We start from the raw sequence: 15,188 nt of genomic DNA, 5'->3' as shown, positions 1-15,188 counted from the left end.
CGGGACCTACGGCGACTCCGACTCCTGGTCGTCCGGCGGCTCCGACTCCTGGCCGCCCGGCGGCTCCGACTCCTGGCCGCCCGGCGGCTCGACGAACAGCGCCTCTCCCGCGGGACGGCCGTAGTCGACGATCCAGTAGCGTCCGTCGTACGCGCCGACGTTCTCCGGTTTCAGCTCGTCGAAGTGGAACCGCTCCCGGTGGGGTGCGAGCGCGTCGCCGAGCCGGTCGAGTACGGTCTCGACACCACTCGCTCGGGTGTCGTCGCCACCACCTCCCGCACCGTCGTCACCGGTCGCCTCCCGTTCGACCGCATCGATCATCGACGCCTCGGGCATCACGACCCAGTCGCCGGCCTCGTCGGCGGCCCGAACGGGGAGGAACGGATGCCCCGTAACCGCCTCCCACACCCGTTGCTCTCTCCGGTTCTGGGGTCGGCCCGCGCCCATCTCTGCCGACGGACCGTACCGAGCCAGCTTCGCGACCAGCGGCTCGTCGCCGACAGCCTCCGGAAGCGAGACGGCGACACGGCCGGTGCCGACGCCGACGACCTCGACCCCGTGCTCGTCGCACGCGCTGTCGAGGACCGCCCGCTCGCCGGGAGCGAGGTCGCGGAAGTATCGCAATGACTCGCCGGCCGGCCACGACCACGTCCGTCCGGCGTACGTCCACGTCCGCTCGCCGACCGGGACGACCGCATCGGCGAGCGCCTCGCGGCGAGCCGATCGGAGCCGCGTCGCGATCGACGACAGCTTCTCCCGGATCGTCTCACCGACCAGCTCCTCCATACCCCGCGTACCGCAGCGGCCGATAAGGGCTTATCGGCGAGTCATGTCGGTCCTCACCGGTCGTCGTCTCTCCCACGCGATCATCGAAACCGGCCCGTGGCTCCGAGCGCCGAATGCGGTCTCGGGCCCCGGACGCGACCCCGGAACCCGTATGCGGCTCCGTCGCGAACACCGCTCGTGAGCCAGACGTTGTTCGTCCGACACGGGGAGACGGAGTGGAACGCCGAGGGTCGGATTCAGGGGTGGGCCCCGGTCCCGCTCTCCGGACGAGGTCGCGAGCAGGCCGCTCGCGTCGCCGCGACGTTCGCGACGGAGAGTGGATCATCCGCGGAGACTGACCGATTGGCTACAGAGGCTGACGACTCGGCCGCGGAGATCGGCGACGTCGACGCGGTCGTCAGCTCCGATCTCCCGCGCACACGCCAGACGGCCGAACCGATCGCCGAAGCCGTCGGCGTCGGCCTCGAAACCGACTCCCGGCTCCGCGAGCGCGACTTCGGCGTGTATCAGGGGCTCCGCTCGGCGAACTTCTTCGAGCGGTTTCCGGAGCTGGATCTACTGGAGAACGGCTCGACCGCCGCGGCGTACACGCCCGAAAGCGGTGAGAGCTGGCTCGACGTCCGCGATCGGGTGCTGGCGGCCGCGCGCGACCTCCACGAGCGCGACGGCACGGTCGTCGCCGTCACGCACGTCAACCCGATCCGGCTCGCCGTCGGCGAGCGGCGGGGGTTCGACGTCGTCCGGTCGCTCACCGAGCTGTCGGCCGACAACTGCTCGCTGACGGTGGTCGGCGGCGACGGCGACGTCGTCCGCGAGAACGTCACCGATCACCTTCCTGAAGGCTGATCTCGCGAGTCGGCGAGTGGTGCGGTCGACGCGTGACCCCGCCAGCGAAAGTTCAGTCGTCGCTGGCGGCTTTCGCCGGCTTCCGGCGGTCGCTGCGGGGGCCGTCGATGTCGACGTCGGGTAGCAGGTCTCGGAGGTACCGCCCGGTGTGGGAGTCGTCGTCGCGGGCCACCGACTCCGGCGTGCCGCTGGCAACGAGCTCGCCGCCGCCCTCCCCGCCCTCCGGCCCGAGGTCGATCACGTGGTCGGCGTTTTTCACGAGGTCGAGCTCGTGCTCGATGACGACGACCGTGTTGCCGCCGTCGACGAGCCGGTGTAACACGTCGATCAGCTTCCGCTCGTCCGCCTTATGAAGGCCGGTCGTCGGCTCGTCGAGCAGATACAGCGTGTCGCCCGTCGCCTTCTTGCCGAGCTCCTCGGCCAGCTTGACGCGTTGCGCCTCGCCGCCGGAGAGCGTCGTCGAGGGCTGTCCGAGCTCCATGTAGCCGAGCCCGACGTCCTTCAACAGCTTGAGGCGGCGTTTTAACCCCTGATGGCTCTCGAAGAACTCGTACGCCTCCTCGACGCTCATATCGAGCACGTCCGCGATCGTCTTGCCCTTATACGTGACGTCGAGCGTCTCGTCGTTGTAGCGCGCGCCGCCACACTGCTCGCAGGGGACGTACACGTCCGACAGGAAGTTCATCTCGATCTTGACGGTTCCCTGTCCGCCACACTCCTCACAGCGACCGCCTTTCACGTTAAACGAGAACCGACCTTTCTCGTAGCCGCGCCGCTTCGACAGCTTCGTCTCCGCGAACAGTTCGCGGACGTAGTCGAACACGTCCGTGTACGTCGCCGGGTTCGACCGCGGGGTTCGCCCGATCGGCGACTGGTCGATGAGCCGCACCGTCTCGATCTCCGCCATCCCGTCGATCGCGTCGTGCTCGCCGGGGTCGACGGAGGTGTTGTCGTTCATCTCCCGCACGAGCCCCTTGTACAGGACGTCGTGCATCAACGTCGACTTCCCGGAGCCGGAGACGCCGGTGATCGTCGTCAGCGTGCCGAGCGGGATCGCCACGTCGAGATCCGTCAGGTTGTGCTGGCGCGCGCCGCGGACGACGAGCTCGCCGTCCGGCTCGCGGCGGGACTCGGGCACCGGGATCTCCTTCCGGCCGGCGAGATAGTCGCCCGTGATCGACGCCTCGGTCTCGATTATCTCGTCGAACTCGCCTTGCGCGACGACCTCGCCGCCGCGCTTGCCGGGGCCGGGCCCCATGTCGATGATCCCGTCGGCACGACGCATCGTCTCCTCGTCGTGTTCGACGACGAGCAGGGTGTTGCCGAGATCGCGCAGGCCCTCAAGGGTGTTCAACAGGCGGTCGTTGTCCCGCTGGTGGAGCCCGATCGACGGCTCGTCGAGCACGTAGAGCACGCCGACGAGCCCGGAGCCCACCTGTGTGGCGAGCCGGATCCGCTGGCTCTCGCCGCCCGACAGCGTCGACGCCTCTCGGTCGAGCGTGAGATACTCCAGCCCGACCTCCTCCATGAAGCCGAGGCGGGCGCGGATCTCCTTGAGGATCTCCGTCGCGATCGTCGTCTCGCGCTCGCCGAGCTCCGATTCAAGCCCCTCGAAATGCCGGCGCGCGTCGCCGATCGACATGCGGTTCACCTCGTCGATCGAGGTGCCCGCAACGCGGACGTGTCGCGACTGCTCTTTTAAGCGGCTTCCCTCGCAGGCCGGACACGTCGTCACCGCCATGTACTCTTCGATGTGTTCGCGCGTCGACTGCGACTCCGTCTCGACGTGGCGGCGCTCGAGGTTGGGGATCACGCCCTCGAAGCGCTTCTCCTTGCGCCGCGTGCCGTTTTTGGTCTGTCGCTCGAAGACGACTTGGTCGTCGGTGCCGTAGAGGAACTGCCGTTGGACGTCGTCGTCGACCGCCTCCCACGGCGTCTCGACGGAGAGATCGAAGTGGGCGGCCACGGAGTCGATCCGCGTGCGGTAGTACGACCGCGAGTACGACCACGCCTCGAACACGTCCTTCAGCGGCTTCGTCTCGTCGACGACGACGAGCTCCTCGTCGACCTCCTTCGTCGAGCCGATCCCCTCACACTCCGGGCAGGCTCCGTAGGGGCTGTTAAACGAGAACGAGCGCGTCTCGATCTCGGAAAACTGGAACTCGGAGTTGGGGTTGCCGAGCTCCTCGGAGAACTCGACTTCGAGCCGGTCGTCGCCATCGGCGTCGGCCGCCAACGATCCGGTCGAGCGCGTGTTCGACGCGAACGGCACGTCCGCGGGCGGGTCGGGAACGATCAGCTTCAATACGCCGCCGGCCTCCTCGAGGGCCGTCTCGACGGAATCGGCGATCCGCGACCGCGCGTCGGGACGCACTGTCACCCGGTCGACGACCACGTCGATCGTGTGGTCGTAGTTCTTGTCGAGCTCGGGAGTGTCGAGCGTCAGGTCGAACCGTTCGCCGTCGACCTCGACCCGGCCGTACCCGTCGGCGACGAGCTCCTCGAACAGCTCCTCGAACGCGCCCTTCTGGTCGCGAACGATCGGTGCGGCGATCTTTGCACGGGTGCCCTCGGGGAGTTCGAGGATCTGGTTCACCATGTCCTGAGCGGACTGCTCACCCACCTCCTCACCCGTGATAGGGTCGTACTGCGTCCCGACCCGGGCGTACAACAGCCGGAGGTAGTCGTGTAGTTCGGTGACGGTCCCCACGGTCGACCGGGGATTGTTCGCGGCGTTCTTCTGGTCGATGGAGATGGCGGGCGATAAGCCTTCGACCGCCTCCACCTGCGGTTTGTCCATCTGTCCGAGGAAGTTCCGCGCGTACGCCGACAGCGATTCGATGTATCGGCGCTGGCCCTCCGCGTAGACGGTGTCGAACGCGAGCGACGACTTGCCCGACCCGGAGAGCCCGGTGACGACGGTGAACTCCTCACGCGGGATCCGGACGTCGAGGTCCTTGAGGTTGTGCTCCTCGGCACCGCGGACCTCGATGTAGTCCTTGCTCATTTCGGATCCGCATAACGGGCGCGCGCGGGAATAGTCGTCGGTTGTGGCTGGCTCGTCACCGATCGCGATCGGACTTGTCGTCGTTCACCCCTCCGCGTACACACAGCTCCCCGGGCCGTACTGGCCGGCCGGCCGGGTTTCGTTCGTCGCGTTGATCGGTCGGCGGTCGGCGTCCCACTCGACCCCGTCGGCGCGGTCTCCACGCTCATCGGCGTACTGCCCGTGCTGACCGGCGTGGTGTCCGTGCTGACCGGCGTGGTGTCCGTGCTGTCCGTGCTGACCGGCGTGGTGTCCGTGCTGTCCGTGCTGACCGGCGTGGTGTCCGTGTTGACCGTTGTACTGTCCGTTCTGCACGGCGTAGCCGTCACCCGGTCCCCCCGCACGGACATCAGCGCCGTCGCCGGTCATCCGGTCGAGCGGACCGCCGTTAGCGATCCGCTCGCCGGCACCGATCATGCCGCTTGCGAACCGATCGAATCCGGAGCGTTCGACCGCTGCGTCGTTGTGCGCGTGTGGTGCGGTTTCAGCGGCGGGTGCGTTCTCGGCGTGCGGTACCTCCGTGCCGTGCTCCGCGCTCGCCACGGCCGCAGCGCCGCCGAGAGCGACGAGCACCGCGACCGCGATGGCAACGTGGATGATGGTTCGGTTCATGGGTGTCTCCCCACGCCCACCTACGAGAGGTCCGGAGTTGTACTCGTGGGCGTGAACGGTCGAATTGAGATCGTCTTAGAACGTTTCTAAGAGAATCTAAACGTTTCATATCAGCGAGACCGTTCGTCCGCGACGATCTCGGCTGCTTGCCGACAGCGTGGTCACCGGCCGTCGCGAAGGTCGTCGTCGGGGTACACCCGGTACGTCCGCCCTTGCGACTCCCGGTACAGCAGTCCGCGTTTTTCGAGGTCGGTTATCGTCTGGCTCACCTTGCTTTTCGAGAACTCCGAACGGTCGCGTACCTCGATCTGGGTGAGTCCGGGGTCGTCGACGACCGGCTGGAGGATCCGCCGCTCGTCGTCGGGTAGCACTCGCAACACGTCCGCCGCGTTCGAGCCTGCCGCCGCTCGCGTTCCCGTGTCGTCGATGTCGTCCGGACTCGATGCCTTGTCGACGTCGTCCGAACCCGGATCCGGGTCGACGTCGTCCGTCACCGGTGTCTCGCCGTCGGCATCGGTCGGCGAGTCGGCGTCGGCATCGGTCGGCGAGTCGGCGTCGATCCGGGAGTCGGTGACTCCCGCGTCGGAGCCGTCGCCGAGCGCCGCGTGCAGGTCGTCACGTGCGAGGACGTACGCACCCCCCACGACCGCGGCCACGGCGACGGCACGAAGCAGGGTCCAGAGCGCGTCGCTCCAGCCCGTCGCGTCACCGTGGTTCATTCCCATCCCCATGCCGTTGGTCGCTGTCGCGGTCGTGTACACGTCGACTGCGGCCGCCACTCCGACGAGCACCACGGCGGCGACGATCCCTCCGGCGAGCAGGTCGAGTCGCGAGCGTCTCACGGATCGATCACTGTCGGGAGCTTCGACCGTGTGACGCATAGCGTTCCCGGTGTGATTCGAGCCTCGGCGGAAACCGTCGCTCGGTAGCCCAGTTCGCGGTAGCGACTCCCACACGTCCGCACACGCCGGCGTTGGGGTGCCGCCGCCGGAACACGTTTAAAAGGCTCGGACGGGTACCGGTGTGTATGCAACACGTGACGGTTCCGCAGGACCGCATCGGCGTCGTCATCGGCGCCGGCGGCGAGACCCTCCGGGAGATCGAGGAGCGGGCGGGCGTGCGGCTCGACGTCGACTCCGAGTCCGGCAGCGTCGCGATCGAGGAGGCGGGCGACCCCGTCTCCGCGATGGTCGCGCCGGACGTGATCAAAGCGATCGGCCGCGGGTTCAAACCCGAGACCGCGCTGTCGATCCTCGACCACGACCTCCGGACGCTCGAGCTGATCGATCTGACCGAACACACCCGAAACGACAACGACCTTCAGCGCAAGAAGGGTCGGATCATCGGCGAGAACGGGCGGACGCGGGAGCTCTTAGAGGAGCTCACCGGTGCGAACGTCGTCGTGTACGGCTCCACCGTCGGCGCGGTCGGCGGCCCCGAGGAGCTGCAGGTCGTCCGTCGAGCGGTCGGCATGCTGCTCGACGGGGCCCCCCACGGCGCGGTGTACTCGTACCTCGAACGGAAGTCGAACGAGCTGAACGACGACGTCTCCTTCAGCGCGCCGCAGTAGCGGCCGGCCCCGAAGCTCGCTGCCCTGTCTCGTCGGCTCTATGACTATTTAAAGAGCCATGATAACGACACACACGGTGGCGAGAGACCCACCCCATGATGCGGTTCGGAAGAACTCGAAGAAAACATTTTTATAGAATCACAATCAATCGATGAGTGATTATGTCTCAGCGACAGCGGATGGGCAACCAGCCCATGATCGTACTCTCCGAGGAGTCGCAGCGCACCTCCGGAAAGGACGCGCAGAACATGAACATCACGGCCGGGAAGGCGGTCGCGGAGTCCGTCCGCACCACGCTCGGGCCGAAAGGGATGGACAAGATGCTCGTCGACTCCGGCGGGTCGGTCGTCGTCACGAACGACGGCGTCACCATCCTCAAGGAGATGGATATCGACCACCCGGCGGCGAACATGATCGTCGAAGTCGCCGAGACGCAGGAGGACGAAGTCGGCGACGGCACGACGTCCGCCGTCGTGGTCGCCGGTGAGCTGCTCGACCAGGCCGAGGAGCTGCTCGACCAGGATATCCACGCGACGACGCTCGCGCAGGGATACCGCCAGGCCGCCGAGAAGGCCAAAGAGATCCTCGACGAAGAGGCGATCGCGGTCTCCGAGGCGGACCGCGAGACGCTGACGGAGATCGCCGCCACGGCGATGACGGGCAAGGGCGCCGAGTCCGCGAAAGACCAGCTCGCCGAGCTCGTCGTCGACGCCGTGCTCGCGGTCGCCGACGAGGACGACATCGACACGGAGAACGTCTCCGTCGAGAAGGTCGTCGGCGGCTCCATCGACGAGTCGGAGCTCGTCGAGGGCGTCATCGTCGACAAGGAGCGCGTCGACGAGAACATGCCGTACGGCGTCGAGGACGCCAACGTCGCGCTGTTCGACGGCGCGATCGAGGTGAAAGAGACGGAGATCGACGCCGAGGTCAACGTCACCGACCCCGACCAGCTCCAGCAGTTCCTCGACCAGGAGGAGAAACAGCTCCGCGAGATGGTCGACCAGCTCGTCGACGTCGACGCTGACGTCGTGTTCGTCGGCGACGGCATCGACGACATGGCCCAGCACTACCTCGCACAGGAGGGGATCCTCGCGGTCCGCCGCGCGAAGTCCGACGACCTGAAGCGTCTCGCCCGCGCGACCGGCGGCCGCGTCGTCTCCAACCTCGACGACTTCGAGGCCGACGACCTCGGCTTCGCCGGCTCCGTCGCCCAGAAGGACATCGGCGGCGACGAGCGCATCTTCGTCGAGGACGTCGAGGAGGCCAAATCCGTCACGCTCATCCTCCGCGGCGGCACCGAGCACGTCGTCGACGAGGTCGAGCGCGCCATCGACGACTCGCTCGGCGTCGTCCGCACGACGCTCGTCGACGGGCAGGTGCTGCCCGGCGGCGGCGCGCCCGAGGCGGAGCTCGCCTTGCAGCTCCGCGACTTCGCCGACTCCGTCGGCGGCCGCGAGCAGCTCGCCGTCGAGGCGTTCGCCGACGCGCTGGAGGTCGTCCCGCGCACGCTCGCCGAGAACGCGGGTCTCGACCCCATCGACTCGCTGGTCGACCTGCGCTCGCGTCACGACGCCGGCGAGTTCGGTGCCGGCCTCGACGCGTACACGGGCGACGTGATCGACATGGAGGCGGAGGGCGTCGTCGAGCCGCTCCGCGTGAAGACGCAGGCGATCGAGTCCGCCACCGAGGCGGCCGTCATGATCCTCCGCATCGACGACGTGATCGCGGCCGGCGACCTCAAGGGCGGCGGCTCCGACGACGATGACGACGACATGCCGGCCGGCGGCCCCGGCGGTGCCGGCGGCATGGGCGGCATGGGCGGCATGGGTGGCATGGGCGGCGCGATGTAAGCGCCGGCCAGGAACGCTTCCGGCCATCGCCGACCGTCGCATCGCGCTCGATCGCGGTCCACGGGACCGAACCGATCTTCGATTTTTATCGACGACGCCTCGACCGGTAGCGACCGCTCCGCGATCCTCCCGTTTTAACCCGATACGGATCCCACTCGGTGACGATGCTCACGGTCGCGTTTCTCCTCGTCGTCGCCGTCGTCGCGTTTCTCGCCGTCGAGATCGGCCCGCTGTACGTCAACGACCGATTCCGCGAGCTCCGCGAGCCGACCGATGCCGAGCGGGCACACCTCGATCGGCTTCGCGAGACGGCCGGACTCGACGTCGACCGCGTCGCCATCGTTGAGACGACTGGCGACGCCTCCGTCGACGTCGCGGTTCGCGGGCCGCCGCGTCGACGAGTGCTGTTTCTCACCGACTACGTGCTCGACGAGCTCGACGAGGACGTCGCGCTCGGCCTGCTCGCCGCGGAGGCGGGCCGCGTCCGGACGTACTACGGCGAGTTCCGCGCGGTCGCGGTCGCGGCCGTCGTCGGCCTGCTCGCCGCGATCGTGACCACGATCGTCCCGTTCGACTCGGGCTTTCTCTCCGTGATCCTCGTCGGCCTCGCCTCCTTCTGGGTCGGCCGTCGCGTCCAGTACGTCGCCGACGACCGCGCCGCCGACGCCGTGGGTGCGGACCGCGTGGCGGACGCGTTCGAACACGTCGCCGACCTCCGGGGGGTCGAGCCAGAGACCGGCGACTGGTCGACGTGGTTCGAGGTCCAGCCGGCGCTCGGGGATCGGATCGCTCGGCTTCGGGAGCGATCGGACACTGATGGATAGCGGAACGCCGAAAACACCGAAAAGATAGTAATTAGAACGAAATATCGATATAAGTAAACTAAGATTCAATCGAACTAGATCACGAACGGGCAACTAGACCGTCTAATAGAAGTAAACGCGGTAGTGCGTGTGGAAATATCTTAAATACCCTGTTAATTCTGCCTCAAATATAAAATAAAACTACAGAAAATATATCTTATATATCTACCGCTTCAAATTCTCTGGCCCAAATAACTTACACTACTATGATTGTAATGATAAGCATCGGACCATCGTGACTCGTCGTGGCGTTATTTCGCCGACCGATTCGACACGTTCGCGTCGCGACATAACTGACTGATCGAGTTGATTGCGGTGATACGAACCGCGGACGGCTCGATACACTGATCGGTTGGTTCGCATCCCGCCATTCGGGACGCAATATCCCACGCGTCGCTTGGGCTCCGGACTCGATCGAATTTCCTTCGGACCCGCCTGGATCGAGACATAAGGGCCTCGGGGTGGGATCGAAGTATCACGAACGTTCGATATTATTCATACCGTAATTCGGGACGTGATTTGATTCTCCCGTGGTTCGGCGCTCGAGGCCGGACGGCTCCGGAGCCGGTCACAGATACTCGATGTTCAACTCGATCTCGTTGACCGTTCCCAACAGGAGGTCGGGGAGCTCCTCTCTGAAGTACGAGCCGGTCAGCCGGTTGGCTGGCCCGGAGACGCTCACCGCGCCCAACACCTCGCCGTCCCGGTATCGAACGGGGACGCCGACGGCCCGAAGCCCGGCGGTCGACTCCTCGTCGTTGAACGCGTACCCCTGTTCTGTCACCCGGTCCAGCTCCTCGTCGAGCGCCGACCGCGCGGCCGTTCCCGGTTCGGTCCTCGGGTCGTCCGCTCGGTCGAGAATCCGCTCCCGCTGCTCGACGGGGAGTGTCGCGAGGATCGCTTTTCCGGCCGCGCTCACGTGCAGCGGCCCGCGCTTACCGATCGTCGCGTCCGTCTTCACCGCGTCGGGTCCTGCGTGCGTGTACACGTACACGCGCTCGCCGTGCTCCTCGGTGAGAAACTGCGTGCGCTCGGAGGTCTCCTCGCTCAACTGTCGCACCTTCCGGTTTATCAGGTCGTTCGCGGGAAGCGTCTCCCGTTGGCGGCCGCCGTGGGTGAGAAACCTGAGGCTCAGCTCGTACTCGTTCCCGTCGGCGACGACGTACCCCCGGTCGTGAAGCGTGACGAGGTGACGGTGTGCCGTGCTCGTCCCGACGTCGACTGCCTCAGCGACGTCGTCGATGGTTGCCGACCCGGCGCGATGGAGGTACTGCACGACGTCGAACGCCGTGTCGACCGACTTGACCCGCGATCCGTCCGGAGCTCCTGTCATACGCGCCCCTAACGGGTCACGACTAATAACTATCCCGCAAAACGGGACGGACGCGACCCGGGCTACAGCCCGGTCCCGTTGCGGGGTGAGTCACGATGATGAACCCCACAGCACCCCGGAACACGTTCGTCCGTCACTCGATCCGGTCGGCTCACGCCGCCCGAGTCCTCACCCGGGTCGGTAGTACCCGTTCCCGTCCATCAACCGCCGCTGGGTGCGGTACACGGTCACTGATTCGACCGCCGGCGTCTCGCGGTCGACCTCTGCGGTCGCCGCCATCGTCCCCTTCGGATGGCCGAGTGTCACCGTCGAACCGGTCTCCGTCGCGACCTCGTTCGGGATCGTCCCGGGGATCTGGACCGCTGCGGACGTACACGAGACGCCGGTGACGGCGTACACCGGGTGGAGCTTCCCCATACTCATGTATCTCGCTGCGATATCGATCTCGTCCGCGGAGACGTCGCCGCCCTCGGGCGTCGTGTAGTCGGTCGGCGGCGCGACGAACACGAGCTTCGGATAGCCGGGCGTCTCGATCGACGCGTCGTCCGGCTCGTCGACGAAGCCGAGCTCGACGGCGACCGTGCCCCGGATCCGTTCGAGCCGCTCGAGCAGCTCCTCGTCGCCGTCGATCTCCGCTCTCCCCTCCGTGGCGGTGAGCCCGAGGTCCGCCGCTCGGACGAACGCGATCGGCGTCGTGACGTCGAGGACGGTCGCTTCGAGAGTCTCGCCGTCCACATCGAGGTCGATCGTCGGGCCGCCGAGCGGGAACAGCCCGTCGGTCATCGCGCCGGCAGGATCGTGGAACGTCGTGTCGATTCGCGCGCCGGTCCCGGGGACGCCGTGGATCTTAAACTCGCCGACGCTCGCTGCGCGGCCGTCAGCCAGCGGGACGGTTTGGGTGATCTCCGCCCCGGTGTTCGTGTTGTACAGCTCGACCGTGAGTTCGTCGGTGTCGTCGTCGACCGGGACCATCTCTTCGTCGACGGCGAACGACCCGATCGCACAGGTGAGGTTCCCGCAGTTGCCGCCGTAGTCGACGACCGCCTCGTCGACGGCCACCTGCCCGAACGTGTAGTCGACGTCGATCCCCTCACGCTCGCTCGGTGCGACGATCATCAGCTTCGAGGTCGTCGACGTCGCTCCGCCCAACCCGTCGATCTGCCTGTCGTCGGGGCTACCGAAAAGCGAGAGGATAACCTCGTCTTGGTTCTCCTCGGGCAGGTTCGATCGCGGAATGAACACGCCCTTGCTCGTCCCGCCGCGGACCAGCGAGCACTCGATCGCCCGCTGGTCGCCGACGCGTTCTCCGCTCATGCGCCCTCCTCCACGTACGCGGCGGTCTCGTCCGCGGCGATCCGACCGAACACGGCTCCGTTCGCGAGCCCAGTCCCGCCCGGGTAGTTGTCGAAGAACAGGCCGCCGGTCGTGTTGCCCGCGACGTACAGCCCGTCTATCGGCCGGCCGATCGTGTCGAGCGCACGGGCACGGTCGTCCGTCGCCGCGCCGCCGAAGCTGAACGTGATGCCTCCGGTGACCCGATACGCGTGGTACGGCGGCTCGTCCAGCGGGAGCGCCCAGTTCGACTTCTCGACGTCGAGTCCCTCCGTCCGGTTCCCGTCGAGGGAGTCGGGATCGAACTCGTCGGGATCGGTCGCCGCATTGAACGACTCGACCGTCGACGCTCCGGCTTCGGGCGCGTCACAGCCGAGCTCCGACAACACGTCCTCGACGGTTTCACCCGTGACCCAGTCGCCCGGGCCGGTCGCTCGCATGTGCTCTCTGAGCGGGTCGTCGATGACGATGAACGCCTCGTGGCCGGGCTCTTCGAAGATGATCCGGCCGAGTTTGGCGTACGTGTGCGCCCGCGCGTCCTCGCCCTCGTCGAAGAAACGCTCTCCATCGTTGTTCAGCAGTACGCCGTACTGATAGCCGTCGACGCGGTTCGCACCCCCCTCGTACTCGGGTGACTCGCTGTCGATGAGCGCCATGTGGGCACCGCCCCACTGCCCGACGGCCCGACCGCCGGCGTCGAGCACCATCTCGACGCCCTCGCCCGTGTTGTATCGGCTGCCACGGACCGTCATCGCGTCGTAGTCGGAGCCGTAGTACCGGGTTCGCTTCTCCTCGCTCGACTCGTAGCCGCCGGCGGCGACGATCACGGCGTCCGCGTGGTACTCCACGTCGCCGTCGTCGTTGCGCGCGCGGAGTCCGGACACCGCGCCGTCCTCGAACAGCAGCTCACGGGCCTCGGTCCGGTACTCGAACGTCGCTCCCTCCGCTTCGGCCGCCTCGACGAGCTCCGCGACGAGCTCCTCGCCGTCGAAGAACGTCCGTGCGACGGTGTAGCCGACGTTGAGTGGCTCCATGTCCCACGTCACGCCGCGCTCGGTGAGCCAGTCCACGGTCGGGCCGATGTTGTCGACGATCGTACGAGCCAGGTCCTCGTCGGCCCGCCCGTTCGTCTGCTTCATGATGTCGTCGTAGAACTCGTCGGGCGTGTAATCGTCGATGGCGTACTCGTACCCGTACTCCTCCAGATCCGAGTCCGCGGACGCGACGCGGAACGACTCGCTGTATCGCGTGTGGCCGCCCCGCTTTGCTTTCGGTGACTTCTCCAGTACGGTGACGTCGAGTCCGTGCTCGACTGCGCGGTTGGCCGCGCTCAGTCCGGCGATACCGCAGCCTACCACGACGACGTCCTGATCGGAAACGATTGTCATCTTCAATCGATCCTATGATGGAACGGACATAGACGTTTCGTCACGTCGTCGGACCCGTCCGCGGTCCACTCCTCTCACTATCGCCGCCATCGACACTGCATGAGGACAGTGTGTTCGAGACTCACCCGAGGATATATTCACGCTGCGACCGAAGCGGGGTTCATGGACGCCGTCGTAGTAGACGAGTTCGAGTCGTTCGACGTAGTCGACGTTCCTCGTCCCGCTCCGAACCCGGGCGAGGTACTGATCGAGGTCTCGCGCGTTCAGTTGAGCGTGACCGAGTGTCTCCTCTATCGGGGGGAGTCAGTTGCGCACTATGACGCCGTGAAACGACGGATCCGGGACGAAGAGCCGGGCGCACGGCTCTTCGGACACGAGTTCTGTGGGAGCGTCGTCGATCGCGGCCCGGGGGTCGACGAGTACGACATCGGTGACCGCGTGTACGCGCCCGGGAAGATCCACTGTGGGAACTGTTCGTACTGCCGATCCGGATACGTGAACTACTGTCCGGACACCGAGGCGATCGGCTACGATCGGCCGGGTGCGCTCGCGGAGTTCGTCCGCCTCCCGGTCGAACCGCTTCGCCCGGTACCGGAGGGCGTCTCAGACGCGGAGGGAGCCGCGCTCCAGCCCCTCGCCAGCTCCGTTCTGTGCGTGGCCGACGCCGGGATCGACCCCGGGGACGACGTTGTCGTCGTCGGCACCGGCGTCATGGGGTACCAGTGCGCGCTGCTCGCCAAGCGGTTCGGTGCGGGCGAGGTGTACGCAGTCGACGTCCGGGACCGGCCGCTGGCGCTCGCGGCGGCCGACGGCGCGATTCCGATCGAGCAAGAACATCGGGCGAGCAACGGCGGTCCGGCTCGCGGAGGCCGGCGCAGACGTCGGAATCACCGCCCGAAGCGACGAGGCTGGCTGTGCGGAGACGGCCCGTCGCGTCCGAGAGACCGGAAGCGAGGCCGCGGTCGCGCTCGGGGATATCGGGAAGCCGGACGACATCGACGCCGTCGTCGACCACGTCCGCGACCGACTCGGGCCGATCGACGTCCTCGTCAACAACGCGACGTACCGCCCGTCGAAGCCGTTCGCGGAGATCGAGCCGGACGACGTCGACCGCGTGCTTGACGTCAACTTCCGCGGCGTCCTGCTCACGACCCAGGCCGTGGTGCCGGACATGCGAGAACGGGGCGGTGGCGCGGTCGTGAACCTGATCGGGGCGATGGTGTACCTGGGGAAACACGGCCACTCACACTCGTACGGCTCCAAGCTCGGGATCGAAGGACAGATCCGGCAGTTGGCGACGGAGCTCGGCGACGACGGGATCCGCGTCAACGGGGTCTCGCCCGGTCTGATAGACGTCGACCGCTCCCGGACGGAGGAGTGGGAACGGATCGAACGCGAGGTGATCCGGTCGACGCCGCTCGGCCGACTCGGGCGGGTCGACGAGGTCGCCGACGCGTGTTGTTTCCTCGCGTCGGACGCCGCGTCGTTCGTGACCGGTCAGGTGTTACACGTCAACGGCGGCACGTATCCGACGCCGACGCTGGTTCCGGAGGAGTAGCGTC

12 protein-coding genes and 1 pseudogene are annotated in these 15,188 nt (G+C 66.9%); 6 read left to right on the top strand and 7 right to left on the bottom strand.

The window, feature by feature from the left end; all coding sequences use genetic code 11:
- Positions 1–6 precede the first annotated feature (6 nt).
- Positions 7–786 carry a hypothetical protein gene (locus ACYQ0R_RS12335; RefSeq protein ID WP_459824210.1) on the bottom strand — a complete coding sequence of 260 codons (780 nt, stop codon included), beginning with the start codon at positions 784–786 and terminating at the stop codon, positions 7–9.
- A 177-nt stretch (positions 787–963) separates the two neighbouring features.
- Here ACYQ0R_RS12335 and ACYQ0R_RS12330 point away from each other — a divergent pair, with 177 nt between their 5' ends.
- Positions 964–1,632, top strand: a complete 669-nt coding sequence (locus ACYQ0R_RS12330; protein WP_459824208.1) for a histidine phosphatase family protein — start codon at positions 964–966, stop codon at positions 1,630–1,632.
- A 52-nt stretch (positions 1,633–1,684) separates the two neighbouring features.
- Here the strand turns inward: ACYQ0R_RS12330 and uvrA are convergent, their stop codons facing one another.
- The 3 genes from uvrA to ACYQ0R_RS12315 all read right to left on the bottom strand — a co-directional run bounded on the left by uvrA (position 1,685) and on the right by ACYQ0R_RS12315 (position 6,132).
- On the bottom strand, positions 1,685–4,639 hold the full coding sequence (gene uvrA, locus ACYQ0R_RS12325) for an excinuclease ABC subunit UvrA (RefSeq protein WP_459824206.1): 2,955 nt from the start codon (positions 4,637–4,639) through the stop codon (positions 1,685–1,687).
- An 84-nt stretch (positions 4,640–4,723) separates the two neighbouring features.
- Positions 4,724–5,290, bottom strand: a complete 567-nt coding sequence (locus tag ACYQ0R_RS12320) for a hypothetical protein (protein ID WP_459824205.1) — start codon at positions 5,288–5,290, stop codon at positions 4,724–4,726.
- A 161-nt stretch (positions 5,291–5,451) separates the two neighbouring features.
- A complete protein-coding gene (locus ACYQ0R_RS12315) occupies positions 5,452–6,132 on the bottom strand; it encodes a helix-turn-helix transcriptional regulator (RefSeq protein ID WP_459824204.1) in 681 nt (226 codons plus the stop codon).
- 185 nt (positions 6,133–6,317) lie between these two features.
- Here ACYQ0R_RS12315 and ACYQ0R_RS12310 point away from each other — a divergent pair, with 185 nt between their 5' ends.
- From ACYQ0R_RS12310 to ACYQ0R_RS12300, 3 genes are all read left to right on the top strand, one after another.
- On the top strand, positions 6,318–6,860 hold the full coding sequence (locus ACYQ0R_RS12310) for a KH domain-containing protein (protein ID WP_459824203.1): 543 nt from the start codon (positions 6,318–6,320) through the stop codon (positions 6,858–6,860).
- 194 nt (positions 6,861–7,054) lie between these two features.
- The gene (gene thsA / locus ACYQ0R_RS12305) at positions 7,055–8,710 is read left to right on the top strand and encodes a thermosome subunit alpha (RefSeq protein ID WP_459825760.1); all 1,656 of its coding nucleotides are present in this window, start codon (positions 7,055–7,057) and stop codon (positions 8,708–8,710) included.
- Positions 8,711–8,874: 164 nt separating this feature from the next.
- Entirely contained in the window at positions 8,875–9,534 is a 660-nt protein-coding gene (locus tag ACYQ0R_RS12300; RefSeq protein WP_459824202.1) for a M48 family metalloprotease, read from the top strand.
- A gap of 607 nt (positions 9,535–10,141) precedes the next feature.
- Here the strand turns inward: ACYQ0R_RS12300 and ACYQ0R_RS12295 are convergent.
- From ACYQ0R_RS12295 to tcuA, 3 genes are all read right to left on the bottom strand, one after another.
- Positions 10,142–10,906, bottom strand: coding sequence for an IclR family transcriptional regulator (locus ACYQ0R_RS12295; protein WP_459824199.1), 765 nt, complete (start codon positions 10,904–10,906; stop codon positions 10,142–10,144).
- A 168-nt stretch (positions 10,907–11,074) separates the two neighbouring features.
- On the bottom strand, positions 11,075–12,220 hold the full coding sequence (locus ACYQ0R_RS12290) for a 2-methylaconitate cis-trans isomerase PrpF family protein (RefSeq protein ID WP_459824197.1): 1,146 nt from the start codon (positions 12,218–12,220) through the stop codon (positions 11,075–11,077).
- On the bottom strand, positions 12,217–13,626 hold the full coding sequence (gene tcuA, locus ACYQ0R_RS12285) for an FAD-dependent tricarballylate dehydrogenase TcuA (RefSeq protein WP_459824195.1): 1,410 nt from the start codon (positions 13,624–13,626) through the stop codon (positions 12,217–12,219). The genes ACYQ0R_RS12290 and tcuA overlap by 4 nt, the downstream gene beginning before the upstream one ends.
- 99 nt (positions 13,627–13,725) lie before the next feature.
- Here tcuA and ACYQ0R_RS12280 point away from each other — a divergent pair.
- Both ACYQ0R_RS12280 and ACYQ0R_RS12275 read left to right on the top strand, forming a co-directional pair.
- A pseudogene (locus ACYQ0R_RS12280) lies at positions 13,726–14,208 on the top strand (alcohol dehydrogenase catalytic domain-containing protein); the annotation flags it as partial.
- Positions 14,209–14,374: 166 nt separating this feature from the next.
- On the top strand, positions 14,375–15,184 hold the full coding sequence (locus ACYQ0R_RS12275) for an SDR family NAD(P)-dependent oxidoreductase (RefSeq protein ID WP_459824193.1): 810 nt from the start codon (positions 14,375–14,377) through the stop codon (positions 15,182–15,184).
- The last annotated feature ends 4 nt before the right edge of the window (positions 15,185–15,188 follow it).

Source organism: Halorubrum luteum (genome assembly GCF_054652935.1).
The sequence above is the reverse complement of the archived record's forward strand: the minus strand, read 5'-3'. Positions and strand labels throughout refer to the sequence as shown.